The sequence below is a fragment of the Halomonas sp. BDJS001 genome (assembly GCF_026104355.1).
Lineage (GTDB): Bacteria > Pseudomonadota > Gammaproteobacteria > Pseudomonadales > Halomonadaceae > Vreelandella.
Genome location: NZ_CP110535.1, coordinates 842,436 through 856,285, shown reverse-complemented (window position 1 = coordinate 856,285; position 13,850 = coordinate 842,436). Strand labels below are relative to the sequence as shown.

The 13,850-nt window shown below is 40.8% G+C and carries 13 protein-coding genes; 3 read left to right on the top strand and 10 right to left on the bottom strand.

The window, feature by feature from the left end; genetic code table 11:
* Window positions 1-266: 266 nt before the first annotated feature.
* Together OM794_RS04095 and OM794_RS04090 are read right to left on the bottom strand one after the other, a co-directional pair.
* On the bottom strand, window positions 267-1,205 hold the full coding sequence (locus tag OM794_RS04095; RefSeq protein ID WP_226251360.1) for an Rpn family recombination-promoting nuclease/putative transposase: 939 nt from the start codon (window positions 1,203-1,205) through the stop codon (window positions 267-269).
* 141 nt (window positions 1,206-1,346) lie between these two features.
* On the bottom strand, window positions 1,347-2,255 hold the full coding sequence (locus tag OM794_RS04090) for a LysR substrate-binding domain-containing protein (protein WP_226251361.1): 909 nt from the start codon (window positions 2,253-2,255) through the stop codon (window positions 1,347-1,349).
* A gap of 93 nt (window positions 2,256-2,348) precedes the next feature.
* Between OM794_RS04090 and OM794_RS04085 the strand changes: the two genes are divergently transcribed.
* Window positions 2,349-3,269, top strand: coding sequence for a DMT family transporter (locus OM794_RS04085; RefSeq protein WP_226251362.1), 921 nt, complete (start codon window positions 2,349-2,351; stop codon window positions 3,267-3,269).
* 139 nt (window positions 3,270-3,408) lie between these two features.
* On the opposite strand, the gene OM794_RS04080 is transcribed toward OM794_RS04085, so the two are convergent.
* Entirely contained in the window at window positions 3,409-3,462 is a 54-nt protein-coding gene (locus tag OM794_RS04080; RefSeq protein ID WP_265154626.1) for a DUF4172 domain-containing protein, read from the bottom strand.
* Between the two features lie 178 nt (window positions 3,463-3,640).
* On the opposite strand from OM794_RS04080, the gene OM794_RS04075 reads away from it, so the two are divergent.
* Entirely contained in the window at window positions 3,641-4,426 is a 786-nt protein-coding gene (locus OM794_RS04075; RefSeq protein WP_138801342.1) for a helix-turn-helix transcriptional regulator, read from the top strand.
* Here OM794_RS04075 and OM794_RS04070 read toward each other — a convergent pair.
* The 7 genes from OM794_RS04070 to OM794_RS04040 all read right to left on the bottom strand — a co-directional run bounded on the left by OM794_RS04070 (window position 4,383) and on the right by OM794_RS04040 (window position 11,452).
* On the bottom strand, window positions 4,383-5,096 hold the full coding sequence (locus OM794_RS04070) for an acyl-homoserine-lactone synthase (protein ID WP_226251363.1): 714 nt from the start codon (window positions 5,094-5,096) through the stop codon (window positions 4,383-4,385). The two genes, OM794_RS04075 and OM794_RS04070, sit on opposite strands and share 44 nt — an antisense overlap.
* A gap of 333 nt (window positions 5,097-5,429) precedes the next feature.
* Window positions 5,430-5,873: a hypothetical protein gene (locus tag OM794_RS04065; RefSeq protein ID WP_226251364.1), complete on the bottom strand. Its 444-nt coding sequence runs from the start codon at window positions 5,871-5,873 to the stop codon at window positions 5,430-5,432.
* Between the two features lie 634 nt (window positions 5,874-6,507).
* Entirely contained in the window at window positions 6,508-7,263 is a 756-nt protein-coding gene (locus OM794_RS04060; protein WP_265154281.1) for an SDR family NAD(P)-dependent oxidoreductase, read from the bottom strand.
* The gene (locus OM794_RS04055; protein WP_226251366.1) at window positions 7,253-7,957 is read right to left on the bottom strand and encodes an SDR family oxidoreductase; all 705 of its coding nucleotides are present in this window, start codon (window positions 7,955-7,957) and stop codon (window positions 7,253-7,255) included. The genes OM794_RS04060 and OM794_RS04055 overlap by 11 nt, the downstream gene beginning before the upstream one ends.
* Complete coding sequence (locus OM794_RS04050) at window positions 7,958-9,421, bottom strand: AMP-binding protein (protein WP_226251367.1); 1,464 nt, start codon at window positions 9,419-9,421, stop codon at window positions 7,958-7,960.
* Between the two features lie 381 nt (window positions 9,422-9,802).
* Window positions 9,803-10,567 carry an MFS transporter gene (locus tag OM794_RS04045; protein WP_265154625.1) on the bottom strand — a complete coding sequence of 255 codons (765 nt, stop codon included), beginning with the start codon at window positions 10,565-10,567 and terminating at the stop codon, window positions 9,803-9,805.
* A gap of 576 nt (window positions 10,568-11,143) precedes the next feature.
* Complete coding sequence (locus tag OM794_RS04040) at window positions 11,144-11,452, bottom strand: polysaccharide deacetylase family protein (RefSeq protein ID WP_265154280.1); 309 nt, start codon at window positions 11,450-11,452, stop codon at window positions 11,144-11,146.
* A gap of 627 nt (window positions 11,453-12,079) precedes the next feature.
* Here OM794_RS04040 and OM794_RS04035 point away from each other — a divergent pair.
* Entirely contained in the window at window positions 12,080-13,801 is a 1,722-nt protein-coding gene (locus tag OM794_RS04035; protein WP_226251370.1) for a hypothetical protein, read from the top strand.
* Window positions 13,802-13,850: the final 49 nt, after the last annotated feature.

The window sequence follows — 13,850 nt, the reverse complement described above, 5'->3', positions numbered from 1 at the left end:
TTCAATGGTTGTCAATTGACAACCATTGAAGCAGCAATTCATATGCTTGCCGACGTTCATCTAAATAGATAGACCCAAGTGTCTCTTTTAACTCCCTAATTAAAATTTAAGAAAGAATATCAGTAGGTGCAACACTTAACCTGACGCAGGGGACTTTCATGGCATGGGGATGCCTGCCATCCTCAGCACCCAAATACAGAAAGGGCAGTCATTTGGACTGCCCTTTCGTTCGATGTATGAAGTGGGAATACGTAAATAAAAGCAGGTCAGCGCTTACCTTCAGTGCGCAGCTTAGCCACTTCATCTAGCGCCAGGCCTGTCGCTTCAGCAATCTGCTCATCACTCAGCACCCCCAGCTTGAGCAGATTACGGGCTGTTTTCTCAATACCCAGCTTTTCGCCCTCCTGAATGCCTACTTGGCGTTCTTGCTGAGCCCAGTTTTCCAAATTTTCTGCCAACATGTCTTTATCCTCCACCAAACTGTTGAGCTGATTGAGGTCGACCTCAGCCCCGAGCCGCTGCAAGTGGCGTTTCAGCCAGCGGGTAATAATCTTGTCGATACGCTCTTTGTCAGGATCGGCCTGAATAATCGCCACAATCCGATCCACGGCTTTTTGCAGCCCCTGGCGATTTGTGGAGGCCTTCTCGATACTGAACACCCCGCTTAACGGCGACCGCACCAAGCCTAACTGTTCATCAGTATAGCGCCCTTCATCGACTAAATAATAACGCATGCGTGGCTGGTAGACCTGTAGCAGACCCGGCGGTTCCGGCATGATCATGTCATATAGGTCTAACGATGCCGTCCAGCGCTCTGAACCATTATAAAGCACTACTGGAAACACCGGCGGTAAGCCCTGGCCGGGTGTGATGACCTTCTGCTTGAGCAACTCACTGTAGAAGCAAGCGGCGTAGTGCATCAGCCGAACCGGCATGGTGCGATCCACCGAGGACTGAAACTCCAACAAGATGTACAGGTACACCTCTTGCGTCACCCCTTGCCAGTTAACGTTGACTGACCACACCACGTCCTCAATTTTTTCTTCGAACAGTGGCGTAATGTAGTTGCCGCTCTGGCTCTTCAGGGTAGAAAAATCCATTAACCGGGCAATCTCGGCGGGCGCAAAGCCTTCGATGAGTTGCTGAACAAATTCAGGATAACTAAACAGCTCTTTGTAGCCGGTATCGTGATGGTTGCTGACCATGGAGACCTCTGACAATCGATCCAAGCCAGAATAGCATGCTCGGCTACCTGGAAAACATTCACACGATGTGATGAAGAGGCGTAATAATCGCTCTGCCCTCCATCTGGTTAACGGCGACCATATGCAAACCAAGCCCTAGCGTCACTTCTCACCCAACACCTCACGCAGCCAGCCCAATAACGCTTCGCTGCCAGGGCGTTGGGGCGCGCCCTGGCGTGTGTATAGGGCGATGGCATCGTGCTGGGGCAAGCTCTCGGCCACCGGGCGGATCAGTTCGCCACTTTCAATTAAGCGTTGCGTCGTGCGCCGCCATCCCAAGGCGATACCGTGCCCCGCGACAGCCGCTTGCAGTAGCAGTGGATAGCTATCGAACACAGCACTCTCCGCTGATGAGAGTTCAAAGTGCCCCATGGCACGAAACCAGTCATCCCACTCCAACCAATCCGCCGGGTCAGCGTGGTGGTGCAGTAGCCGCTGGTTCAGCAAAGTGTTGAGGCTCAACGGCGTAGTGACCCCTTTCAGGTAAGCTGGGCTGCAGACTGGAAAGATCTCGTCCTCGGCGGTAAACACCAATCGATGGCTCCCGCTAGGCCTACCGTTGGTTTGCAGCGCGATGTCGAAGTTGCCACTAAATTCGGTAATCGGCCTTGTCGAGGTCGCCAGTTGAATCTCAATGTCAGGATAGCGACGATTGAAGTCAGCCAGCTGTGGCATCAGCCAATAGAACGCTTCGCATAACTGGCAGAACAACACGACGCGCTTATCATTTGGGTCGCCGCGCAGCGCCTGAGCCCCCGTGGCGACACTTTCCAGCGCCTGGGAGACCGTACGGCCAAACTCACGCCCTTCGCGGGTAAGAAACACACGGCGATGACGGCGCTCGAAAAGCATCACGCCAAGGTCTTCCTCCAGCGCACGGATCTGTCGGCTGATAGCTGCCTGGGTCAGGTGGAGCTCATCCGCCGCGCGCGAAAAGCTTTCCAGTCTGGCGGCTGCCTCAAAGGGGCGCAGCGTCGCCAGCGGTGGAAGGGACTTGATGAAGTTATCCATAATCTGAGCTCATGCATTGTGACGCAGAAGTCGTTTGAAGCACTGCAAGAGGCAGCGGCATTCTAGAGCGGAATCCATACCTGGAACGCTGCAATGAAGGCCACCGCTGAACCACAAGATAATATCCTACAGGGCATAAGCCTTATCGTGGGGGCTGTCTTTCTGCTGGCGTTGACCGACGCCCTGGTTAAGTATCTAAGTGCCAGTATGTCGCTATGGCAACTCTATGTCATCGCCTCAACACTATCGCTGCCGATACTCTTTGGATTGATCATTGGCCATTCAGGCCCCCTCCCCAAGGTAAAATCACACCGCTGGGTGGCGATAAGAAGCCTGCTTCTGTTACTGATGTGGATAGCCTACTACGCAGCACTGCCGCTGATTCCGCTTTCGGTGGCAGCGGTCGCCATTTACACCACACCGCTGTTTATTGCCGTGCTGGCTGCTTTTGGGGCGGGCGAGCATCTTTCACGCCAAGCCTGGCTAGGCATTCTCTGCGGTTTCCTGGGCGTGGTGGTGGTGTTGCGCCCTGGCGGCGACACCTTCACACCTGCCACACTGCTACCCGTGCTTGCCGCCCTCTTTTATGCGCTAGCGATGCTGGTCACTCGCCACCACTGCCAAAGAGAACACCCCCTACTTCTCACCCTGGGATTAAATCTAGCCTTCCTGGCAGCAGGCAGTCTTTTCAGCGTGCTGGTGGCAATCAACAGCACAGCATCGCTCGCTGAACGCGCGCCTTTCCTGTTCGCCGGTTGGCAACCGCTAGACGCCACAGCGTTATTGATCGTGGGCGCCTACGCGTTACTGCTGATCATTGTGAATACCGGGGTGGCAAGGGCCTATCAAATTGCCCCTTCGGTGTTGATCGGCACCTTTGATTACGCCTACCTCATCTTTGCCAGCCTTTGGGGCTACCTGCTATTCAGCGAAGTGCCTGATGCCATGACTTGGCTGGGTATGGGCATGATCTTAATCGCGGGGGTGATGGTGTTACGGCAACAGCGGGGCTGACGCCTATATTCTCAATGAACTACCGAGACGTCCTCGGTAGTTGCTTAACCAAACATCACCGAATAGCACGAGCTGCGTCCACCGGCTCAGACTCTGGTACTGTTATGTGTGTGGTTAAACCGACCTGCTCTAATCCCAGCTATCGGGCAAAGGAAGATCTTACTGAACCAACATTCGGGCGCTCACCTTCGATTTCGCTGGTACGAATAGCAATATGAATAGTACATTGATCTCAACATCCAGATCGGCCTGACTGTAGCCTCGTTTTTACACAACACCGCTCCTATCCTGCATATGATGAAAACAAAGCATGCTACTATATTGGTAAGTTCAAGTAGCCATAACAACGCGCTGGCCTTGGAGGATACAACGTGACAGGAACTAGACAGGTTGAATCTGCTGAGATAATTAGAGGATCTATGTTTCAAGCTGACGAGCGATCAATACGTGATCTTGGACATTACATTCTGACTGAAATCCAGCACAACATTGGCAAAGGAGCACCAGAATATGTAGAAGTACTTTCGTGGGCCTTTGAAAAAATAGGGATCGCTAACTTCAGCTATGTCTATGTGGGTTATCTACCACCCGAGGCTGATAAGGCTGTCATTTTAGGTAACTATCCAAAAGATTGGGTAAAACTCTATGAATCGCATGCTTTATACCGCAATGATCCTATAATCAATCACTCTTCAACAACTTCCGCAGCTTTCTTTTGGAAAGGTAGCCTAAGGAAAGACAATAAATCAAAACACATATTTGACATGTCGGCTCAATATGGCATTGAGCAGGGTTTTACTGTCCCAGTACACGAGCCAGGCTGTGCTTTTGGGTCAATGCACTTAGCAAGCAGTAAAGAAAATTTAGAATTCAAAAAAATTGTGCAAAATCATTCATATCTAATATCTACTATTAGTTACATAGCACACCAGCAACGCCCATCCCTTGCTAGGCTTAAGCCTTACCGACGTCTCACAGAACGGGAAGCGGAATGTCTACACTGGGTTGCAATGGGCAAGTCTTACGGAGAAATTGCTTTAATACTGAGCATATCCGAAAGAACTGTTAAGTTTCACGCACAGAATATAATTAAAAAATTAGATTCAGTTAATATTAAGCAAGCAATGACAAAGGCATTGCGCATGAACTTGATTTGACAAAACCACCATGTATATTGCAACTTTCATTATTCTTATTAGCAATAAACATAATATCTTTAACTGCCTTCTGACAACAAGGAAGATTTCCATAATAAACTTTTTCACTTAATGACCCAAATCCCGAATTGAGAACATTGAGGGGCCACCCGCACATTCTTAACACACGCCTCATCATTTCATCAACAACGACTTCATAGTTTATAACCCCTCTATTCAAACCAAAATCAATCATACTTATAAACAGAGCATATATTCTTACATCAAAACTCTTCTTAGCTCCAAAATTAATCTTATCCGGAGTAATAAAAAATCGTGAGGCTTCCCAGCTATTCTCAAGCTGACTTTCGTCAAACTGACTTGACTCTTTTAACCACTTCAGAGCTCCGGTCATAAGTGTTGGGGATGTTGATGGACGAAGCCTTACACAACCAGAAATACAGTTATTAATTAACAGATAGATGTAGTAAGCTTCATCATTATCATATTCATCATATTCTAAACCCCCTCCAGTGTAGCTCTCTATATCCCATTTCCTTCTATCAATAAATACTTTCTTTCTAAGTTCAAAAATTTTATCAAGACTAGATTTAGGTAGATCAGTGTAATTAGAAGCCACAACTTCTATACCATGAAACATTTGATTTTTATTCAATGAAGATAAAATCATAACCTTTCCTCTGAATCAACTCCTTAAAATAGTAATACTAGTTAATTCATTAATACACCTGTCCCATAGTACAGTAGACTTTTCATGTTATTGAACTGATTGTACAACCCAGAAACTATGCAACCGATACCACCATTCAAGATATATCTTCATGTCTCGAATAATCGCTTACTATAAAATCAACCTTTGCTAGATAATACCTATCCGATATCAATGGATTTATAGAGACAAAACAAAAGTAGAAATATTTTTTTCAAAGTCAGCTTCAAAATTGATAAATCATAAATTTCGAGGCAGTATGTAAAAGTACCTAACATTACCAGAAAAAAGGATTTAAATAATAACGCCATCTTTAGGCTGCCAGCAAGGAGGGGCACAAATCCACTCCGTATTAAATCCTTCAAGAGACATTGATGATGAAGCATAAACAAATGTAGGTTTTGTAGAAACAATATTGTAACCTATTTTTTTAAGCGATTTTGAAACCATTGAACCTGTTACTGAATTAGGATTATACATATACTCACATGACAAAACCCCTAATGATCTAATATAGAGGTCTAGTTCAATCATCAATGAACAACAATCATCTAACTCTTGCAGTGCGATATGATCAATTATTGCAGTCATATATTTGGTTATACTTATCATCCCCCACATTTTAATTTCGTTATCAACAATAACTTCAAACAACTTCCTTTCTCTAAACTTAGTTGGATGCATATACCATTTTAAATATTCTTTGGAAAAGTAAGGTTTTAAATCATCAACTGTCACACGATTATATATTTCCTTGTCAAACTCATCATAATTAACCATCGATACATGAGAGCTTCCTATATAGCATTTCGCTTTAGTTAACACAGAACACTCAGATATATATTTATCAATTTTGTAGCTATTATAATTAAACAAATTTAACCTTGGCCTAACATAATAAGAACGCAACGTCTCTGGCTTAATTTTAAAAAAACCACGTTTAATAAAAAAATTGGTGACTCCTGTTAGCGCCCATAAAACATCTCCTTGATAATCATCTCTAATTTCTTCAAATAAATATGAAAAAAACTTGCTTCCTCTTATTTTTTTATGAGCTAAAAACCTTTCTAATAAATAGCTATTGTATATGCATTCTTTTTCTTTTGAATGTATTGGAATAAATACATATCCTAAGCAAGCAATGAGTTCTTTTTTATCAAAAAGTGAAAAAAAGATGATTTTTCATTTGAATACTCATGACTTAGGTACTCTGAGGAGATAAATCTATTTCCTGCTTGTTCATGAAAGAAATTAGCAATCTCTTCAAATTCAATAGTTTTAAATATTTTCATGTCAAACCTCAAAAATTTTAAAATATGCAATTAATCACAAACATAAGGAATCATATTTCGCCCCAAAAATGGATATTGTTCTAGTTCGTATACAACCCCATTTGCCGGATATGACGAATCTGAAATCCAAAAAAAGCATGTCTTGCAACTTCTACGGGTGTTAATAAACTCCCTCTTGGGCTAATAGATTTAGGAACTTTATTATTTGATTCAGATAATATCTTAGATCTACTAACCCTTTCTACCTCACCACTAGTTGCTGTCCATCCGACGTTAATAAGATTTACTCTTATATTATATGATATTAAATCTTGAGCCATCGCTTTAGTGAGTGTCATTAAGCCACCTTTTGAGGTGGCATACGCAATCATCTCATCCTCACCACAATACGCATTAATAGATCCAATATTCAAAATAACCCCTGATGATTTTCTAGACTTAATATGAAAAGAAAATTCCCTAGCAAGAATATAAGGAGAAATTAAATTTACGTTCAGTGAATTGGACAACTTCGCAGCTGTGGTTTTTTCTACGTCCCCACGTTCTCCCGTAGCTGCATTGTTAACGATTCCAGAAATATGCCCAAACCTTTTTACAGAGTATTTAAACAACTTCTCAGGAATACTTAAATCGGAAAAATCTCCTTGATACAACTCAAACGAAGATCTATCGAACTTATTTTTTAATTCTTTTTCGATTGATGAGTCATGGAGGTAATGAATAACAACATTACCTCCATGACTCAATATCATTTTAGCTATTGAAAGACCAATTCCACTTTCAGCACCTGTAATTATATAAGACTTTCCAGTCATGTCGCTTTTATTAACTTCCATATTTCACCTTTATCATGCCTGATGTAAACTCTTTGTCACTCATATTTGAAACAGCATCAATGATACTTATTGCTAACTCATCCGGAGATTTCAATAAACCGATCTTATATATCTGTTGAAATTTTTTAGATTGCGGAAAAACATCACTAGTTGCATTTCTTAACTTACTTTGCATACTAGTATTTATCATTCCGGGGTCAAGACAACCATAGCAAATATTATACTCACTGCTGCCAACATTAAGACTTTCTTTTAAAGATATAATTGCAGATTTTGTTATTGAATAAGCGATTAAATTTGGTATAGGGTCTACACCAGCAGAGGATGAGATAAACAAAACTCGTCCATAATTTACATTATTCAACAATTTTTTTGTTAAGAAAAAAGGTGCAAAAAGGTTTAGCATAAATGTATCATTCCAGCTACTTTCGGTGATTGATTCCACATCACCTATCTCCCCTAATGCAGAGGCATTATGTATAATCAAGTTAAACTTTACCTCTGAAAGACTTGAGGCTATTCTATTAATATCAGAATGTTTTACTAGGTCACCCGTCAAATGATGATGCCTATCGTTTATTTCATTAATTGTTGATCTTCCTATTGTAAAAACCTCCCTGCCCTCTTTTAAGAGAACATCTCTTAAAGAAGCCCCAAGTCCGTAAGTTGCTCCAGTAATTAGAACCTTTTTCATTTATTTATCCTCAAAATATTTTGACATTTCAGATCGTTTTACTTTCCCACTAGTTGTAACTAGAAACATTTTATTTTCTACACTGATGATTTTACGGATAGTAACGCCTGCCTCCTCTTTAATCTTATTTACAATATCTTTATCAACAACGTTATGTCTTTCTCCTTCTACAACGATCCCAATATCATTAGAGCCTTTACCACTATTAAAAATAGGTACGCAGGCTGTTCTTAGGCCGTAAAAATTATTAATCATCTCTTCAATTATATGTGGGTATATTTTTTCTGCTTTAGCAATAATAACTTCTTTCTCTCTACCGCAGATATAAAGCTCTCCACTTTTCATGAAAGCTAGATCGCCCGTTTTAAACCAACCACTTTTTCTATCGTATGATTCATGGTTACTATTTTCATCCAGGTAGTAACGCTCTCCATTAAGCAAATCTTTACTCTTAAAGTAAAGCTCACCTACTCCAAACATATCTTTGTTAGTGATTTTAACATCCAGACCATTAAGCAAAGATCCACAAGAAACAAAATTATCATGCCTATTACTGTAATACCATTGTGAATTACTTACTATAGTAGATAGCTCAGCCATTCCAAAAGAAGAAAATAACGATTGAGGATTTAACGCATGCCGCTTCCCAGATTTAACCATATGCTTCATAGCTTCATGTGTTACTTGCTCACCAGCATTTAGATAAATATTTAAAGAGCTTAAATCAAAATCATAATTACTTCTTTCCAAAAATTTTGATAGCATTTTAACTCCAAAATTTGGAGACCAAGTTCTTTTTACTTTATAGTACTCAATAGCCTTACATATTGCTTCCGGATGTTTTAAAGCATGAGAAGTTTCTACAATTACTTGATCGTTTCCTAAAGCGATATCGTAGATATGCATTGTAACTATAGGTACAACATGATCAAGCCTTAGCCAGTTAAGAGATACACCTTGGATATCGATTCCAAGCTTAGAAAAATAATCTTTGTTTATTGCTATATTATTTTCTATGCTACTCCAATACATTTTAATTGCTTTAGGAGTACCCGTGCTTCCAGAACTGAGTTGAATGAAATCGAAATCTAAATTTTTGTGCTGATATAAATCAGACTTAGACTCTTTCAAGACAAAACTACCATTCAATAGTATTATATAATAATTAGACTTACAGCTTTTAATAGCAGATAAGAATTTTGTTGATGGACTACTCAATAATTCATCCTCATATTGCACCAAAACAGGTACTCCTCCTGCAAGAATTGTTCCCCAAAATGCAACTAATTGACTAAATATATCACTTATATATATGCAACATATCTCTCCTTCTAAAATACTAAATTTTTGAGAAAACTCCTTTGCCATCTCAAGCAAAGTTCCATTACTAAATACCTTTTTATCATTTTTATCTATAACAATTATTCTTTTTTCCCTTTTTACCGACTCAATAATTTTTTTCATATCACAGTACATATTCAGACCTCTTTTTTACTAAACATATAATAATCAACAATGCCAACAGAGAGCATAAAATCTGTATAACTAAGTATTCATCTAACATACTTATTCCTAATTTTGTATTGGCTACAATTAAGACAAGCGCCCCTTGAAAAATAGACAATAAAGAGCTTGCCACGCCAGAAAACTTTGCCACTTCCGATATGGCAAGAAGTGACGCATTAATATAAACCAACCCTGCACCAAACATATACAGACTCATAGTGAAAAATATTACTATTGAAGTGTTTATTGGTATGGATTTATACCCAAAGCCTAAAACACTTGATAATAAACATATCAAAACTCCTGAATGTATTATTTTAATTATGTTTTTATTAGTTACTATCTTTTTGATAACTGAGCCCCTATAAAAAATCCGAATATAGTAAAAGTAACAATACTTCCAGCCACAACTGGTGTTTCCAGCAATTCTTTTTGCAGTATTGTTTGCGATCTACTAATAAAGACTATTTCTCCAGAATAGATCAAGCCAGAAACAACAGTTAGCCCTAGAAATGTCTTATTTTTAATTATTGAGAAATACTGACACCTTGTTTTATAGTTAGCTTCAAGCCTATCTTTCCTTTCTGTAAATAAAAACTCCCTCCTATTTATTAATAACAATAAAATTACCACCAATGTAATAAGAGAGAGTAAGTATGGTGCAGAATTAACACCAAAATAAACGTATATGAATGCTCCTATCACAGGTGATACTGCAGGTATTAAAGCATTATATGAATACAACTTAGATCCTGTCATCAAATACTGTTTACCGCTAAAAAAATCTTTCAGCAAAGCCCTTACTAAAACTGTAGAAGAACCCACGCCCACTCCCTGTATAGCTCTACCTAGTAGAAAAACATTTCCTGAGCAAGGAGATATTGTCAAAGTTGATCCAAAAAGGAATATAGTCAACCCTAAAATAATTAATTTAAACTTACTGAGCCTTGAAAAAAGAAAACCAACAAACACTTGAGAAATAAAAATCCCGCATAAAAAATACAGCGTATAATTAGCTTCGTCTATTTCATTGAAGTGCAAAAGTTCAGATATTTCAGGTAAAGAAGGTAGACTTAACCCTAAGCTAAGCTGAGCTATTGCTATTATTAAAAAAACAGAAACGTAATCATAATTATTTTTTATAGCCTATTTCATTTATCAGCGACCTAGGCACTTGGGGATAACTCGACAAATCTTCTTCATGTATAAATGCTGTTTTCATTAGATGGTTTCGTCCTTTTTTACTAACAATTAAAGGAGAAATCATATAACAAGGATCTTGCATTGAATCTTGTACATTTACTATGTTTACACCTTCATTCTTTATTTCATCAATCAAATCATTGAAAAAATAGCTGTTGCTATTCCCGCATGTAACAACATAACATGGTTAATATTTCTCTTATAATATTTCAAGGATATCTCTTTAGCTGACTTGATTTTACATAATGCTGTTTTTATATAAAGTTCTTTCAACTTCTCAATGTTAGAATATTTATTATTTTTGATACACCATGCAACTGGCTCATTCCAGAGAAAGTCAAGAAAATCAACTGAGACAGGACAAACTTTGTACCCATTACTATCCAAGTAATTTTTAATATAAACTAACTTCTCGTAACTATCCCCTTCAAGTAAATATGGATACCGAAAAAATTTGTGTTGTTTTTTTATCCACTATTAATTCTTGGTTTTTCTGATATCACAAACAAATTCTTGCGCACTTACCTCTCTTAAATCTAAGTGTGAATACGTATGATTCCCCAGCATGCCTCCTTGTGATACCCATTCGTCCACTACCTCCTCATGGTTTTTTTCTCCTTCTTTTAATTTACCCATATTCACGAATCCCACCATAGATGGCAAATCATGCTTTTTTGTGGCACTAAGTATAAAATCAACTATATCTTTTCTAGATATTTCTCCAGCGACTGAACCATGAACAGGAATATCATCAAATGTTATCGACATATTATAATTTTTATCCATATATCCCCCTTATTTAAGAGTGACTTAATTGCGGATTAAAAATCATTGGCTACATGATAATTGCACCTAATTATTCCAAACAAATATCTCCCTAAATTATCGAGCTGACAACCTGTCCTTTAGGACAGCCTCACAGTACAAGCACAGAGACCTCAGCTTCTGATATTATTTTCTTAATACTCATCTAAAAAATGAAGGAGAAAGTTATACGATTCTATTTAGATAGACGTCACTGTTCGCATCCGAAAGAAGTTCGAATGCCGCACGATGGCAATGAGCCTGACCGCGAATTAATTTCACCGCTAAAAAAACTTCTGGTTTAAATGAGTGTTTAATTCAATTACGTAAGTGTCGCCAAGAGATAGGCCAACTTTCCCAAGAGTAAGAGTCGGCCGTGAGCAGAAGGAATAAAGTGAGCTGACGATTTAAGACGTGGAGAGTAAGGGGCGGCTCCTTCGCCGCTCGGTGGATAAATTACCGCTATAGCCCGTGAATAGTGACTGACTGGGCTTCTGATATTTTTCAGTCAGCCCTCCATCACAGAGATAGGTTTTCTGTACCCTATCTGAGTGGCACTTTGGCTTGAATGTTGAAAGCACTTTTGTCAACTAATCATTATTAGCAATCATGCAAGTTAAATTTTTGAACAATAAGCAGAGCACACCATCCATGGAAGCCCCAGAACGCAAAATGCTTAAAACTACCAGCCATAGACTCACATCATTTCTTGGTAGCGCCACCCAGAACCTCGAGCAAAAAATACGGGTGACTGAGCAAGTAATCCGCGAAATTGATAGCTTGGCCTTACGTAAAGAGGCTCAAGAGCGCGAAGACAATCTAAAGCCTACTTATTCTCAAATGAAAATATGCAGAAAGCGCTTCCTGAACGCCAAACGCAAGGATAGATTAGGTTGGCTTTTCAACCCAGCACTCACTTTTCACACTTGGCGCGAATGGAAGCATGCTCAAGAGGAGCATGCCTTAGCGGCCAGCAAGTTCGATGCTCCAACAAACCGAACGCTGCGAGCTGTTGCTATTGATGCGCATAATCATAAGGTAGAAGTAGAACGCAGCAGGCGACCCGAACAGAGTGCGGCACTAAAGTCCTATCGCTCCCAATATAAAGCTCTCACTGATTTTCAAAAGGGCGCCGCATCACCGATAGCAGCCGCGGGCGGCGAAGGTTGGCTGGCTGGTGATTTTGCTGGGCATTTCGAAAAGATTACTGCATTGATACAAAATGGCCACATCGCAGATGCTACTACACTGCTCCCAAAGCTCGTCTTCCAAGCGCGCCCCTCAAAGGATAGATACGCAGATTGGCAGCAAGAAGCAGAAGACATACTTAATGCAGCATATCGTAGCCATAATGGCTTACTCGTCACAGGTGGCTTCAGCGACATTGCTAGGGCATCAGCCAAGCTCGCCATTACTAGTATGTGTAGCGCTTCCGCCGAGAAAATAGCTTCCTGCTCCCACCCTGCAGACCAGTGGCAATTGCTCTCTTTGCAGGCTGCATCGCCTCTGAACTTCAACATCGATGTGCTCTGGACTATTTACTGGGCTATGTTGCAGTGTGAGCAGCAGATGGCGGGGGTAACTGCACATGAGGACATGCTGAATGGGCGCTTCAGTGCCAATGTTGAAAACTGGCTTACGAGATGGGCTGCCAAGCGGATTCAGGCTTTCGGCTACCCATCATCTTACTCTTACTTGGGAACTCTTCAGCTAGCTAACACACGCGAAGAAGCCCGTACTGGCGCCGATATCGGTGTAATCATTACATTAAATGTGGGTGGAATGAGATGTCGAAAAGCAGTGCTCTTGCAAGCTAAGCGAGCGAAACAGGGTATTGCCAATATAGGTAGCACTAAGGGCCAGCTTCCTAAGCTTTCCAAACTTCCACGCGCTGGCTACTACCTGTTCTATCACGAGTCCCAGACCACACCATTTTGCCCCGTACCTACCGTAAGTTCAGCGGAGCTTCTGCAACAACGCGTACTGGATATGCAAAAATCACCTGAAGCACGCAACCTTCCACTCGATGTTCGAACCAGTGGCTGGGACTGGGCTAGTTTTGTTAGTTTTGGCTTATGTAATGCGCAATCTGATATAGGCGAGACATTCGACACGTTCCAGGACGCACTGAGCATCCTCGGTAGCGGTACAACCGGTCATCTCCCCCAATATGTTTATGTGGTCGCTATTGAGAACGAACCCTATGTGCTTGAATTAAAGAAAATGCTACGGGAGCACTACCACAGCATGCCGGATAAGGAACGCCAGAAAACGATCAGCAAACGCCAACGCAAACAACGTAGCTACGATGGGCCAGAGTTAGGTATGTAGCCTTAAATACAGTAGCAATGCCAAGTTGATGACAACTAATTCAGAAATA

Excerpts from the sequence above, each read along its gene's own strand:
- OM794_RS04095 (WP_226251360.1), bottom strand. The coding sequence starts at position 1,205 with ATGGTCAGCAACCATCACGATACCGGCTACAAAGAGCTGTTTAGTTAT.
- OM794_RS04090 (WP_226251361.1), bottom strand. The coding sequence starts at position 2,255 with ATGGATAACTTCATCAAGTCCCTTCCACCGCTGGCGACGCTGCGCCCC.
- OM794_RS04085 (WP_226251362.1), top strand. The coding sequence starts at position 2,349 with ATGAAGGCCACCGCTGAACCACAAGATAATATCCTACAGGGCATAAGC.
- OM794_RS04070 (WP_226251363.1), bottom strand. The coding sequence starts at position 5,096 with ATGATTTTATCTTCATTGAATAAAAATCAAATGTTTCATGGTATAGAA.
- OM794_RS04060 (WP_265154281.1), bottom strand. The coding sequence starts at position 7,263 with ATGGAAGTTAATAAAAGCGACATGACTGGAAAGTCTTATATAATTACA.
- OM794_RS04055 (WP_226251366.1), bottom strand. The coding sequence starts at position 7,957 with ATGAAAAAGGTTCTAATTACTGGAGCAACTTACGGACTTGGGGCTTCT.
- OM794_RS04050 (WP_226251367.1), bottom strand. The coding sequence starts at position 9,421 with ATGAAAAAAATTATTGAGTCGGTAAAAAGGGAAAAAAGAATAATTGTT.
- OM794_RS04040 (WP_265154280.1), bottom strand. The coding sequence starts at position 11,452 with ATGGATAAAAATTATAATATGTCGATAACATTTGATGATATTCCTGTT.
- OM794_RS04035 (WP_226251370.1), top strand. The coding sequence starts at position 12,080 with ATGCAAGTTAAATTTTTGAACAATAAGCAGAGCACACCATCCATGGAA.